Raw genomic sequence first — 582 nt, forward strand, 5'->3', positions numbered from 1 at the left:
AGTCGCGATAACAACAAAGCGTTTGAGGTCTGCATCAGTAAGCTCAAACGCTTTTTTCATCAAAATTCAGAGTGGCGAACACCAATCTGCAGCATAGAAAATTAACTGATCACCGTGAGATAAGGATAACGAATCACGATGGCAATTACGGACATCGCCATTAAAGTTTGCGCGGAATAGTACGTGACCATCACCACTTGCCGAGAAAATACCGAGTAACCACCAAAGCGCTCAAAAGCCAGCACCGTGCCGGAAATGATGAAGATAAAGCTTCCTAACACCGCAAACGAAGACGACTGCGTTTTCCCACTTAGATAATACTCAATGGCCATCCAACACATGGTCATCAAAACCCAAATGTAGATCGCGACAGGGATTCTTTCTTTGCCGAGGTCAGGTCGAAACAGCCAGTAAAAGCAAATGCCGAGCCCAAACAAAGCAATAGGAAGCCAAGGAGTGAAATGCCATGCCGACATTAAGCTAAAGCCATAACTGTAGGACAAATGAGCAGAGCAAAATAGGCTTAGACCAATGATGAACTTATCTCGCGGTAACATTAGTAGTAAATCACCGAGTAGTGAC

General features: G+C 44.5%; 1 protein-coding gene. It reads right to left on the reverse strand.

Going from position 1 to position 582, the window contains the following annotated elements:
- Positions 1 to 101: 101 nt before the first annotated feature.
- Positions 102 to 582, reverse strand: a 481-nt coding sequence (locus R7R78_RS28160) for a lysoplasmalogenase (RefSeq protein WP_225474855.1), incomplete at its 5' end; no start/stop codon positions are given.

The organism is Vibrio sp. 2134-1 (assembly GCF_033339495.1).